Source organism: Endozoicomonas arenosclerae (genome assembly GCF_001562015.1).
In the GTDB taxonomy this organism is placed as follows: Bacteria; Pseudomonadota; Gammaproteobacteria; order Pseudomonadales; family Endozoicomonadaceae; genus Endozoicomonas_A; species Endozoicomonas_A arenosclerae.
In genome coordinates this window covers 1-12,214 of record NZ_LASA01000194.1, presented here as the reverse complement: position 1 = coordinate 12,214, position 12,214 = coordinate 1, and the positions used below count along the sequence as shown (strand labels likewise).

The 12,214-nt window shown below is 45.1% G+C and carries 12 protein-coding genes; 7 read left to right on the top strand and 5 right to left on the bottom strand.

Annotation, left to right across the window (positions count from 1 at the left end; translation table 11 throughout):
- Positions 1-169 (bottom strand): transposase (locus WG89_RS32420; protein WP_062260605.1); only part of this gene is annotated, 169 nt, incomplete at its 3' end.
- Positions 170-813: 644 nt separating this feature from the next.
- Between WG89_RS32420 and WG89_RS26765 the strand changes: the two genes are divergently transcribed.
- Positions 814-1,779, top strand: a complete 966-nt coding sequence (locus WG89_RS26765) for a pseudouridine-5'-phosphate glycosidase (protein WP_062270712.1) — start codon at positions 814-816, stop codon at positions 1,777-1,779.
- 156 nt (positions 1,780-1,935) lie between these two features.
- The gene (locus tag WG89_RS26760) at positions 1,936-2,535 is read left to right on the top strand and encodes a hypothetical protein (RefSeq protein WP_153301854.1); all 600 of its coding nucleotides are present in this window, start codon (positions 1,936-1,938) and stop codon (positions 2,533-2,535) included.
- Here the strand turns inward: WG89_RS26760 and WG89_RS26755 are convergent.
- Together WG89_RS26755 and WG89_RS26750 are read right to left on the bottom strand one after the other, a co-directional pair.
- The gene (locus tag WG89_RS26755; RefSeq protein WP_153301853.1) at positions 2,522-3,178 is read right to left on the bottom strand and encodes an Hsp70 family protein; all 657 of its coding nucleotides are present in this window, start codon (positions 3,176-3,178) and stop codon (positions 2,522-2,524) included. The genes WG89_RS26760 and WG89_RS26755 overlap by 14 nt on opposite strands.
- On the bottom strand, positions 3,168-3,938 hold the full coding sequence (locus tag WG89_RS26750; RefSeq protein ID WP_062270709.1) for a helix-turn-helix transcriptional regulator: 771 nt from the start codon (positions 3,936-3,938) through the stop codon (positions 3,168-3,170). Before WG89_RS26750 ends, WG89_RS26755 begins: the two co-directional genes overlap by 11 nt.
- A 521-nt stretch (positions 3,939-4,459) precedes the next feature.
- Here WG89_RS26750 and WG89_RS26740 point away from each other — a divergent pair.
- Together WG89_RS26740 and WG89_RS33210 are read left to right on the top strand one after the other, a co-directional pair.
- A complete protein-coding gene (locus WG89_RS26740; RefSeq protein ID WP_153301852.1) occupies positions 4,460-7,612 on the top strand; it encodes a plasmid replication protein, CyRepA1 family in 3,153 nt (1,050 codons plus the stop codon).
- A gap of 380 nt (positions 7,613-7,992) precedes the next feature.
- The gene (locus WG89_RS33210; RefSeq protein ID WP_422652213.1) at positions 7,993-8,211 is read left to right on the top strand and encodes an epoxyqueuosine reductase QueH; all 219 of its coding nucleotides are present in this window, start codon (positions 7,993-7,995) and stop codon (positions 8,209-8,211) included.
- Here WG89_RS33210 and WG89_RS33205 read toward each other — a convergent pair.
- Positions 8,155-8,517 carry a hypothetical protein gene (locus tag WG89_RS33205; protein ID WP_422652214.1) on the bottom strand — a complete coding sequence of 121 codons (363 nt, stop codon included), beginning with the start codon at positions 8,515-8,517 and terminating at the stop codon, positions 8,155-8,157. The genes WG89_RS33210 and WG89_RS33205 overlap by 57 nt on opposite strands.
- Positions 8,518-8,550: 33 nt before the next feature.
- Here WG89_RS33205 and WG89_RS33080 point away from each other — a divergent pair, with 33 nt between their 5' ends.
- From WG89_RS33080 to WG89_RS26725, 3 genes are read left to right on the top strand one after another with little or no spacing between them, the layout of a single operon-like run.
- The gene (locus tag WG89_RS33080) at positions 8,551-8,784 is read left to right on the top strand and encodes an HIT family protein (RefSeq protein WP_079254079.1); all 234 of its coding nucleotides are present in this window, start codon (positions 8,551-8,553) and stop codon (positions 8,782-8,784) included.
- Positions 8,785-8,789: 5 nt separating this feature from the next.
- Complete coding sequence (locus WG89_RS26730; protein ID WP_062270706.1) at positions 8,790-9,341, top strand: hypothetical protein; 552 nt, start codon at positions 8,790-8,792, stop codon at positions 9,339-9,341.
- Positions 9,342-9,345: 4 nt separating this feature from the next.
- Positions 9,346-11,382 carry a DNA phosphorothioation-associated putative methyltransferase gene (locus tag WG89_RS26725; RefSeq protein ID WP_062270705.1) on the top strand — a complete coding sequence of 679 codons (2,037 nt, stop codon included), beginning with the start codon at positions 9,346-9,348 and terminating at the stop codon, positions 11,380-11,382.
- On the opposite strand, the gene WG89_RS26720 is transcribed toward WG89_RS26725, so the two are convergent.
- The gene (locus tag WG89_RS26720) at positions 11,366-11,836 is read right to left on the bottom strand and encodes a hypothetical protein (protein ID WP_062270704.1); all 471 of its coding nucleotides are present in this window, start codon (positions 11,834-11,836) and stop codon (positions 11,366-11,368) included. The genes WG89_RS26725 and WG89_RS26720 overlap by 17 nt on opposite strands.
- Between the last annotated feature and the right edge of the window lie 378 nt (positions 11,837-12,214).

Genomic DNA, 12,214 nt, shown 5'->3' with positions numbered 1-12,214 from the left:
GAGGATAAGGAGGTCTTCCGTTGCCACGCTTAGGGTAATAGGGCTCGATTACGGCCTCTAAGCGTTTCCATGGAATCAGAACCTCCATTCTTTCAAGAAAAATTTCCCTACGAGTTCTGCGTCGCTTCTGGCTGAATTCACTGTCGGAAAAAGAGAGTTGTTGGTCCATGACTACCTCTGATCAAGCTGCTGAGATTATTATCTCATGATCAGGGACTTATTCGCAGGTTCCTTAGCTTTTACCCGTAGTAAATACCAGTTATTAGTATGAGGTGCATCTGAGGGTAAGCTGTGGTGGATGTTGTTTTTAGAGATAGGCTGCAGCATTAGACAAGCTCCCGCCCGTTCCATAAAAAGGATACTGCTTGGCAAATAGAAATGGTTACGGGTAAATTCTGAGAGTTAAATAAAAAAAACGGTAGAAAGGCAGTAGGTCAGGAGGGTGAGCTTCTCGAAGTGTATACAGCTAGTATGGATTGAACGAATGGCTGAGTAAGGGCTTGAGTATTCATAAATCATCGTGCGTGTATTGGTTTAAAAAGCACTCTTTGTTACCTGGTGCAACAGGAAAAGAGTTTTGTCGAAAAGATTTAAGCACACCTTATTGAAAAATAAAGGATCTTTTTTGCTAGTGGGTTTTACTTATTTGAGATTGCCCTAAAACTCAATGGAATCAATTCGCATTGATTATTAACAGTTTCCGCCAATTACCATTACTTTCTGATCGTTGATCTGATTTTCCAGCAGTCCTCATCCTGTAGAATAACAAAGGTCGATTTTGATGAATCCTTTAATCGATTAACGGTGTTAAATATGCCTGATCATCTGATAGACAGTTCTGTTGCCAAGCAAAGACCACTAATCGACATCAGCACTGAAGTCCAGGACGCGCTTCAGCATAACCAGCCTGTAGTTGCTATGGAAACAGTCAATGCTTTTATTCATGGTGGGGAGCAACAGGAAGAAAAGCTAGAAACAACATTTCTGTATGAACAGGCTGTGCGTGCAAAAGGGGCGATACCGGCAATGATTGCCATTATCGACGGAAAATTGAAAGCAGGGATCAGCCATGGGGAAATTGAACAGCTGTTTCAACAGGCTCCTTCAATTTGTAAAGTCAGTCGTCGTGACCTGCCTCTGGTTCTTGGGATGAATCAATACGCTGCTGTCACGGTTTCTGCAGCAATGACAATAGCGTGTTTACTGGGAATAAAAGTAGTGGCAGCTGGTGGTATGGGGGGCGTACATCAAAATGCTCAGCTGACTTATGATATCTCTCCGGATGTTTATGAACTGGCCACATCCAGTGTGGCGGTGGTTTGTTCCGGTGCCAAATCGATTATCGACCTGCGATTGACTCTGGAATATCTCGAGACTCATTCTGTTCCGGTTCTGGGTTACCAGACAGATGTCTTTCCATCATTCTGTGTTAAAGAGACGGAATATCCGGTTGATAGAAGGGTTGAGTCGCCAACAGAGATTGCTGAGCTCATTCACCGGAAATGGGCATTAGGTTTACAGGGAGGTGTAGTCGTTGCCAATCCTGTGCCTGATGAATTTGCATTCTCCCCAAAAGAAATGAACGACCTGATCCAGTCTGCACTTCTTACTCTTGAAAATAATCAGGTACCGGGCAAAGACCGTACTAATTTTTTACTGGAAAAGGTGAGCAGCTTGTCCGAAGGGCGGAGTACGTCAAGCAATATACAGCTGCTGATTAACAATGCTGCTCTTGCAGCAGATGTTGCTGTTGACTACGCGCGTATAAATAATATCTGAATAAGAGTGGTGGCATGTGGCATGTCGGATTTATCCTCTTCGAGACAATCTTCGAGGCGGTGGCGTGATCATTTAATCCACTCAAGAGCTGGTAGGAAATTCTTCTTATGGCTGATTATTTTTTCGGTCATGTCGCTGCTGGGCCAGTACGGATGTATGGTCAAGGTAGATTTGAGTTTTCTGTTGGGAGAAGGCTGGTGGATTCCACTTGGGGTAATAACGATGGTTCCACTGGTGGATGTCAGCCGATCCTTTGCGCAGCACTATGCAGAGCAGTCCGGGCTACTGCTCAAGCACTCAATGGCATTTATGATGATCGCCTCTTTTACTATTTCTCTAATGTTCAGCCTGTTCGGTTCGCTGCCTGTCAATATGTGTGTCGCCACCTTTGCTGCTGTTAATGTGGGAGGGATGGTTGATCTGTTGGTGTTTCGGGCTGTACTGGGAATCAGCTGTAAGCCTTATGTCAGAATGTTGTTCAGCAATCTTTTAGCGACACTGACAGGTGGGGCACTGTTTTACCAACTGGCTTATACCCGCTTACTGGACAAACTTCTTGCAGTCGTTGGCATACAACACCAGAACCCCATTTTCATGGATAACTTACTGAAAGGGTGGTTTTGTCAGAGTATTCTGATCTGGCTATCAGGTGTCGGCATGGCCATTGTTATCGGAAAAATCCTGGAATATTATGATGAGGGAAAAAGCCTCCCACAATCGATAACCCCTGTGGGCGACAGAGTTAAGTCGCCTTGATCGGGTTGGTATAGGCTGCGAAATTAAACTGAAGAGAGAGCTGCGATAAATCATTCATCAGAAGCTGCAATTGCTGTAGATCTGATCCTGCTTGTATAGTTTTTTCAAGCTCTTTGATCACTGAATGCAGTTGATGTTTAACTTTTCTGGAATGTTCGTCCATTTTATCTGGTTTCTTCAGCGTCATAATATTGGAGCGAATCATTTTCCTGGCAAGAATACTCGCTCTGGCAAACTCTTTGAATCGGATATCTTCAACCAGATCAGTATTACAGGGCGCTGGTTCATCTGAAGTGTTAACGCTTGATCTGAGGTGGTAAATTGTGCCAGTTTTCAGGTTTTCAGCTGATACCAGCAATTCACCAGCTTCCTGAATAAAAAAAGACAAGCTGACACAGGGAACCCCTCTGTAACCACCCTGGGTTTGAGGTATGCGAAGATTTCCAAGACATCTGTTATCAGAAGCACGAGCCCGGCTTCCCAATAAAATCGTGATATTCATTTCTTCCTGACATTCGTCAGTGACAGAGAACATCCATTGACCCTGCTGATACGGTAGTTCTTGTCCAGTCTTCGCGATAGGCATAGACAATCCGCACTCGGTTGATACGCCGATAGTCTCTGTCAGAAATTTATTCGCCATAATCGAACCCAAGTGCAGCTTTACCTAATTGCAATGTGGTTTCAGTTTCCCGAAACATATGGGGGATATGATCGTGCCAGCCTTGCTCTATACCGAATTCAACAATGTCATCCGGTTTGTTCAGTCCAAACCGGATCTTGATATTGGCGAGAGTGGAATAGACGGTATAGACAGAAATATTTCGTCTGGCGGCAATCTGTTTGGGTTTCAGTCCCAGCATCAACAAATACACCGTATCGAACTCTGCATTATGTAAGCGGTCAGGGTTGGTGAGCAATAGTTTGTAATCTACTTCTGTTTTTCTTGGACTGATAATGTTGTTACGCATTTTCTGGAAATTGCGCACCATAAATTCATGGAGCGGTTTGGCTTCACCAATCAGGCCACAGCATTTATTACTGATTTCAATGGGTTTAACGGTCAGCAATAGTGCCATCCAACCACCAACGCTGTCGTAGTGATGAATCTCCAGGCTGGGGATCATCTTGCCTGTTTTAAAGACTTCCTGATCATGCTCTTCAAAACGGTCTGAGCAAACATAAAAAGAGTTGTGAGGAATTGCAGCGTAGGGCAGTCCTTCAACACGTACATTTTGTTTGTCGAGCTGATGGAGCTTTTTCCAGTAATCATTAACAAAGTAACAACGGTGTTCGTTATCCATTATATGGATTGATTTATTGCTCTCATTCAGCATGTCCATCACCGAACCAGGTATGTTCATCAGTGGCACCTCGGGGTCACAAAACATGATCTCGTTCATATCGTATTCCTTGTTAGATGAGCCCTGTAAGCTTAAAACAAGGAGCAAAAAGGCGGCTTGTTTTAAGCTAGGTACTTACCACTAGCAAAAAAACGCCTCCTTCTACTAGCGATCATTGCTTTAATTAGCGGAACGGTTGACCCCGTATGCTTGAGAAACCCCCACCTTGTTGCACCAAGGTGGGAGTTGTGTGCCTGGCACACTGTCTTGACGAAACGACCACGCACGTACGAAGTCCATCAAGACTGTCGCATTATAGCAAACGTCTGAAGCTGACTTCGGCATGGTTACTCTGAAGAGTAAAGATCATGGCGAACTTTGAATACCTGTCCCGGAACCCCTGCCTGATAAAGATTTCTTTTCACTATCAGTACCGACCCTGTAGTTGATGCAGTGACCTGATCAATCTCGTTGGCGGTTTGAAATAGAGCCTTTTTTATTTTTCTGACACTTTTGTGAGGGTGGCGATTTCCCCTGCCATCTCTCATAAAGGTGCCTGTCTGTGATGCTGGCTAACTGGCATGGATTCGCTCGTATTGTCGGCAAGGCTGTTAGCTATGTCCTGGTTGTCTGCTTCTGCGCACGACCCTAGCGGGTATTTGCAAGAAAAAAAGCTGAGCTTTGAGCTGTTAAGTGTACTGATTGGTTTAACGTATTCACGGGACTGGTGGTATGGAGATTGTCTTCAATACCCTCTTATAAACGTCGAAGGAATAGTAACTGGCTATGAACGTATCTATCCGAGAGGACTATTGTACAAGAGGAGCCCTGATCGCTTTGGACCAAACGACAATAAGAAGGTTACGAAAGGAACGACAGTATCTGAAAGCTTCGCACTGATTGGTCTTTCTCTTGCCGAGCTACCCGGTTTTCTTGGGAATCTTTGGGTGGTCGGTGGGATGGCCGATGCGGTAAACGTGTATTTGGCAACAGGAGAGCCTGTGGTCTGCATTGTGGGTGAAAACAACGCTAAATCAGTGGTCTCGAAACTAACACAAAAATGGCCGCATCTTGTTAATGGGCTTAATGTTGCTCTGGATCATGATCTGGCGGGAATAATGGCGTGCCATCGAAGTGGATTCCGCTGGGTGGTTCCACAACGATATGGTGAGGACTGGAGTGATGTTCGTGACGATGCCGGACTATACGGTATTAAGCAACAGTTACAGCATATTCGGAGACCTATAGAAGCGGTTGACTTAAAATCCTTGCCAGACAAAGCCGTTACAATGGCCATCGATAATGGGTGTGGAGATTACCACAGCAGCCTGAAGTTACTGGCAAAAGCAGGCAATGAGTGCTGTACCGCTGTTCAGGCAAAGGCCATCGTCCAACGGTTTCATCACAAAGTGCCAGCTCAGTGTGATGAGTTTCAGTTTATTCAAAAGATACAGGCTGCCAACCCGTATCTGCTTCATCCTGATACTGTGAATCAGCTGAAAAGAATGCTGACAGGTTATTGTTTTCGTCAACAACAGGTGATTCAGAGTGAATGCGGTTTGAGTGCCGGCAAAAAGAAATCTCTTGCAAAGCATTATCAAAATGTCACTGCCATCAATCCTAAAACGATCTCTCTGGAAAAAGGTAAGATTACGCTGATCAAAGCCCCTTATGCAGCTGGGAAGACCCAGCTAATGTCTGCGTTATCAATGGCTGCTGAACAAAAGGGTGACAGAGTATTGGCAGTGACTCATCTGGTATCCCTTGCCCATGAACTTTCCATACGACTGGGGTTGGAGAGTTATCTGGATACTCCTGAGTCCTTCATGCCAACGGTTAACCGGCTTGTGACCTGTATCAACAGTTTATGTGCGCCCAATGTCAGTCGCTATTTACAGTCTGGCAATCTGGATATCTTGCTGCTGGATGAGTTCTCGCAGCATATCTCGGTGTTGGGTACCAGTCCGCATATCAAAGACCCTTCAGTGCTCGCCCGTTACCTGGATTTAATTGAGAAAACGCCCACCGTCGTTATCTGTGATGCGGATTTGTCGTCTTATCATGTTCGGCTACTGCAAGAATGGTTTCCGGAGAAAGAAATACAGTTCTATGAGATGCCATTCAGCCAGAACGCTGATTTTGTGTGTGAGTTTGCTACCGGAAAAACCGGTGCAAAGTCTGTGATTGATCAGCAGATTTTACCGTCCATTGCCCAAGGCAAAAAAATAGCAATAGCCACAGATAACCGGGTTTATGCAGGCAAGCTGGAAAGAATAATCCGCAAACAGTTTCCTGATATATCACTACTGCGGTTTGACGGTAAAAACCGGAATGAACCCGAGCAAAAAGCCTTCCTCCAAAACTGTGATCAGGAAGCTAAGCGATACCAGGTCATCATCTACACGCCAGCAATTCAGTCAGGGATTTCCATTCAGGTACCTTTCGATCAGGTGTTCGGTTTCTCTCACAACATTGTCCTTCCCACGGATTTTGTGCAAATGCTCATGCGTTTCCGGTCTGTCCAACAGTTCACCGTTGTCGCCGACATGATTCCCGCCAAAAAAGGCAATGAAGACTGGCTGGCTAGACTCCGTGCGCTGCAATACGCCGAACGATACGTCCGCAATAGCGATGGGGTTTCTGTTGGGGAATACGACGGATTTTGTGAAGGTGAACGAAGCCGACAGGTGAAACTCAGAGCATTAGGCGGCAATGGTCTTTTTTATCTGATGCAGGAAAGAGGGTTTACGATGGAGTATTTCCAGTCAGAAGCTCGGTCTGGTGGTTTTGACGCACATTGGAAGGAAGTTGAAGTGGAGTTAGAGAGGGAGGAGGTGGCAGCAGTTCGGAAGTCTGCTGTTATTTCATCGGAACAGTATGATCAACTGAGCCATAAAGTAGAACCACGAATGCAGGAAATACTGATCTGTGAGAGATACCGAATCTGTGAAGAGTTGGGGATCAAGGCTCATGAATTACAGGATGAAGATATTGAATTCTGGAAGCGGGTAGGTCTCACAAGGTTACGGAGATTTATGCAATTTCCCTTGCCAGATGGCAGTCAATATCAACCTCAGCCGGATAAAGAAAATATACCCATTTGCCACAGGAGATTTGAACCTAACGCAGTGAAGGTTTATAGAGAGCTACTACAACCACTTTTTCCTGATTGGAATTATGAGCAATCCTGGAGAGAGAAAGAAGCAGAGCAGGTTGTGGACAGGGTTGAGGCTTACCATCAGGAAACCCCTTTTATGCTCAATCAGCTGAAATTGATACCGGACAGTGTGATTAAAAACACCGCTAAAGGTGCTAAATTTCAGCGTCCCAAATCCGCCTGTAATTTTGTTAACCGTTTGTTGAGAATGGCAGGATTGGAAATTGATAAGCGCCAAATTCGCACTGGAGAATTCGATCTGGAAACGGGCAAAGAAATACGAGTCAGGCGTTATAGCATCAATCAGGAATCGCTGATGAGCATGCGGCGATATGCCCTATCCCGGGCAGTACACAAGCAAATCGGCCTGTCACAGACTCAGGTAGATAGTATAAAAATATGCCAAGGTGTGACAGCCTGTAATCAAGGGAAGAACGGGGTTGGAAATAACCAGGCACAGGTCACAACCGGACCGAGGAAATCTGCAAAGAAGGAAACCTTTTTTATAATAAATACCCCATCCGAAAATATGGAAAAATCAAACATCAGCTCCAATCACAACGCGAAAGTTACCTAAGAGTGGATAAACCAATAGTGTTGTCCTCATTCAGTGCCAGATAACCCCTGAGTTTGCCATACTGTAGCCACAGTATTCGAGTTCAAATCAGGCAGGCAGACTATGGCAGGCCAACCGTTAAATCTTGATTCATACCATCGACCTATTCTGCATACGCGGGGGCAAGAAAACAGGGTGCTCTGCACTAATACTGCGCCCCCCTGTGCCGGAGAAGTCATGCTAGCCATCCAGGCTTCAGGCATTGAACAGACCGTCTATTTCTACAATCATATTCACCTGTTGAAGAGTACGAGTTACGCAAAGAGGAAAACAAACGCTTCTGCGAGAAGGTGAAGCTGCCGTTTATTAATGCCGATTACAAAGATAACTGATTCGACGGGGTGAAAGGGCAGGAAAATGAGCCTGAGCGGGGCAAGTGTTGTACAGCTTGTTTCGATATACGCTTTGAGCGCACAGCTCTGTATGCCAGTGAGTATAACTTTCCGGTGATATCCAGCACACTGGCATCTCTCGCTGGAAAAATATGGAGTCAGATCAATGACTCAGGCGTCAGGGCTGCATCTCGATATCCGGAGATTACCTATTGGACGTTTAACTGACGTAAGCAGGGTGGAAGCCAGCGGATGATCGAGCTGGCCAAGCAGGAAGCCTTCTATCAGCAGGAGTATTGTGGATGTGTTTATAGTTTGCGGGATACGAATCGGCATCGGTTGGCGAATGGCTGACCCTGAAATCATTACATCGTCATCATGACTTGCAAAGTAAAGGCCATGAATCAAGCAACCGACTGCCCATTTTGCAACCTCCATGAAGAACAATGGGTAGACAGGAATCAGGAAGCAATAGCCTTCTATGATCGCTTTCCAGTCAGTCATCTCCACTCGCTGATCATTCCCAAGTGACATGTGATAACCTGATTTGAACCAAACAACCCTGAAGTGCTTGCAATACATGAGCTACTACGCAATCAAAAGCACAGAATAGAAGCGCTCGATAGCTCAGTGACCGGCTTCAATATCGGTGTTAATTGTGGGGCAGACTCCGGACAAACAGTATTTCACTGCCATTTCCACCTGATTTCAAGACGAAAAGGGGATGTCACGAACCCCAGAGGTGGAATCAGGCATATGATTCCGGACAAAGGAGATTATTTATCACGGCATCACGGTTAGATGAGTTGTGCAGTCGCCATTTTCTCTACAAAGATATCATTTGCTGTGGCTCAACTTACCAGCAAGAAGTTATCCCTAACCTTCCTGAGCAACAAAAATCCTGGGAAGCTATTGCAGAGCTTGCACAACACATTCTTGATCCTGTCGTTGACCACTTTGGCAAGGTGGAGCTGACCTATGGTTTCTGTGGTCACAAACTGGGCCTAACGATTCTGAAAAATGATTTGCCAGGCATCGCCCCTAAGCTGGATCAACATGCCGGGTATGAATTGAATTCCAAAGGAAAAAGAATTTGCGAACGGGGAGGCATGGCTTGTGACTTTATGGTTCGGGACACGCCATCTTCACAAGTTGCATTATGGATTGTAGAGAACTGCCCATTTGACCGGCTTTATTTCTACGGTGATGATCGACCAATCCATGTCAGCCATTCCCGCACACTACAAAAAGAAATATGCTGGATGAAGCAAACCAGATTTGGCAGGCGTCAGCCTCGTCGCTACACTGTTGACGGCTTTATTCAGCACTTTATCCCGCACTCTATCCCAGAAGAATGAGATTATGAGTCCTGAACACTATCATCAGCAGGTCAATGGTTTATCAGTTGGCAAAAAACTGCCCAAAGCCGTCTATCTCCATAAATCTGCCCTTGGCTCTGTTGATGAACAGTTACAGGTGTTCGCTTATCAGCAAGTAGCAACTCTGGGGCTTGAGGAGCAAGAATGGGATATTCTGAAATTTCATCGAGATAGCTACAAGCTCACAATTCTGAGTTATCCGTCATTTGTATCTGATGCTTATCCAGCCCTGAGTAAAAGTATCAGTATTGATCTCGCTAAACAGCAGTGTAATGAAACCTGCTACCAAAAGACGGATAATCCTCCCATTTTGCACCGAAAGGAGTTAATGGTATCGCCAGATTCTCCTCATTACGAAGACTTCTGTCATATCACTCAGGAAGGAGAGCTAGCGGGTCTCTACGAGAACAGTAGAGCTATTGGTTTTAAGCGTTCATGGGAAAGCCTGTTAGAAAGCAAGGGCTATACGCTGGTGGACGGACGATTGTTTCGTGCGGCTGCCGTAGAGAAATCTGAAGGGCAAACCATAGACCGACATAAAACCGCTCTTTCTCGTGATGATCTATCCACTCCCATGAAGTCCTTAGCCAATCATGGTTTTCTTGATGGTCGGTTCTCTGTATTTGATTATGGCTGTGGTCATGGCGATGACCTGAGAGAGTTAGAGGCTCATGGTATCATCGCACAGGGCTGGGACCCCAACTGGCGACCGGATGGAGAAAAAATCCGTGCGGAACTGGTGAACCTTGGTTTTGTCATCAATGTCATTGAAGATATCGAAGAACGAGTTGATGCCTTACTGGGGGCGTGGAAACTGACCGACAAGTTACTGGTCATAGCAGCCATGCTGGGAAGTGATGCCCATATTCGAAAATTTAAATCCTACAAAGATGGTGTGATAACCAGCCGAAACACGTTCCAGAAATATTACAGCCAGGCTGAGTTACAAAGTTTTATTGAGCAAGTACTGGAAGAGGAGCCAGTAGCTGTCGGTCCCGGCGTGTTTTATGTTTTCCGGGATAAAGAAGAAGAACAACTTTATCTTGTCAACAAAGGCAGGCGTCGTCAGCGTTGGCGACAACTTTCACAAAAAACAGTACGCATACCCAAGACTCAGAAAATTATTGAAGAACATTCAGACCTGATACAGCAATTTTGGGAACGATGTCTTGAACTGGGTCGGTTGCCAGCGTTGGAAGAGGTGGAAGCCAGTGCTGACATAAAGAAATACCTTGGCTCTCCCAAACAAGCCTTCAAGCTGGCCTGTCAAAAATACGAGCAAGACGATTTCAACCGCTCTGAGCTTCAACGAAAAGACGAACTGCTGATCTATTTTGCCTTGCAAATGTTCTGCAAGCGCCGCCCATACCGCAGTATGCCTGAACAACTGAAGCGGGATATAAAAGCTTTCTTTGGTAATTATCGAAACGCCATGGATGAGTCAAAAGAGTTGCTGTTCTCTCTGGCAAAGCCTGAGCTGATAGAAAACCAATGCGAACAGGCGCACAAGGCATTACCTGCCAGCATTTTAAACCACAGACACTCTTTGATTTTGCATACCCAATTTATCGATCAGCTTCCAATAGAGCTGCAATTGTATATTGGCTGTGCTACCCAGCTCTATGGGGAACTCGATGGTATGGATTTGGTGAAAATTCATATACGTTCAGGCAAGTTAACTTTGATGTCCTATGACGGATTTACAGATCAACCATTACCCATGCTAAGGGAGCGGATCAAAATCAATATGAGGGCAGGGCGGATAGAGTTTTTTGATTATGGCTATGGAGACTCTTCAGATAGCTATGAGCCACAGCCGTTATACTGGAAGTCAAAGCTGATTGATGAGAGCTTTTCAGATTATAAAAAACAATGCTCATTTGACCGAAAACTTGATGAGATGCATTTGCTTGATAATACGAGAGGGTATGGTCCATCGCTACAGGAACTAACCAGTCTGCTAATGGAGAATAATAGCGTTGAGATAAGGGGATATCGTTTTTTCAAGGTGTCTCGCTGATCGTTGTGACTACTCGAAAGACACGCCCCTGATAATGCTGAACTGGATACTTCATAAACTGACTAGAGATCAGAATTATAAACTTGGCTTCACCTTGTTTGATCTGAAGATATTGGCTGAGCTTTTTGAGACTGTACTCCCCATCTTCCGCATCTAGCAAAAGATCAAGAGCCCAGGCACATACAAATAGTTTTGCAGAATATTTTTGCGAAATATCAGAAAGTAGATAGTTGAGTTTTTTGCGGACTGAAAATGGAGACATCTGAAGTGCTTCAGAAATCTCTCTGTATAAACGATTGTCAGCTCGGTCTCTCAGAAGGGAAAGGTTCTCTCCTGAGAGCGTACCCTGTAAATCGGCTACTAACAATTGAAACGCTTCAAGGTTCTGACAGCTATTCTGTACTGGCTGTCTACCCCAAGCAGAAGAAAGGATATTGCTATTTGTTTGGGTCATAACTACTCCAGAGCCTCTCTACAGTAGCCAGTCCAGAAATCCTTTGCTGACGGCTTGGGGTAAATCAGTTAGTCATACATCGAAATTGCCATTTCCATATCATAGCTGAAAATTGGAACTTCTTGTCGTTGTAGTCTCTTCCAATATGAAATGAGCCTGAAGAAGGGGCTGGTTTCTAACATGAAATGAGCCGACTTCAGCACTGTCGTTCATGATGAGGATATGAAAATCATCATGAACACCCATTTCATCAAAACCCTGGAGGATGTAAGAAGCCTCCTTTCACAAGCAGACTGTCTGGAGCCCGGCTGGGACTCCAAGGACGAATGTTACCGTTGGATTGAGCTAACCCTCAGCCACTTCAAATACCGTTCCCTG